At 46.3% G+C, this 615-nt stretch carries 1 protein-coding gene; it reads right to left on the reverse strand.

Annotation, left to right across the window (positions count from 1 at the left end; all coding sequences use genetic code 11):
- On the reverse strand, positions 1-615 hold a 615-nt coding region (locus AC1DRJ_RS31570), incomplete at both ends, for an autoinducer binding domain-containing protein (RefSeq protein ID WP_477805553.1).

A 615-nucleotide genomic window follows, 5' to 3' on the forward strand; every position in this document is an offset into this window, starting at 1 on the left:
GCCTTTATCACCGCTGCAATCTTGTTGTTCACGCCAAATTTCTGGATTGCACTGTGCACGTGGAAATTGATGGTGCGTTCACTGATGCTGAGAATTCTGGCGCATTCATAAGCCGTCTTGCCGTCGGCCGACAATCTGAGAATTTCGATTTCACGTGTCGACAAATGAGGTGCGCATGCGCCCGGCAGGCAATGATGCAGTTTTTGCGCCACGTGGCCATGCAACTGGTGGTTGATAAAAATGGCGTAACCCAGATTTTCATACAATTCATAGGCAGTGATCGGGTTATTGCTTCTGGCTAGGCTAAACATGCTGCGAAGACCGTGGCCGTCATGAATCGATTGTGACCAGCCATACTGCAAGCCTTGTGTTTTTTGTGCTTGCCGGAACTGGGGCGCCTTTGAGAAAACTTCATCTTCCCAAAGAATTGGCAGCTCTGAATGATTGCAATGAGCCAGTATTGGATCTATGTCCCAGAAATGGTTTTGTTCATATTTCGTATTCCAATCCAACGGATAATTGTTAAAACTAACTGTATCGCGATGATGCGCTACTGATGGGGATGTAATTGAAAAAGCACAGAAGGTAAAGCCAAGACTCTGAACGAGATTGAGT

It is taken from the genome of Pseudomonas sp. P5_B2 (assembly GCF_056400445.1).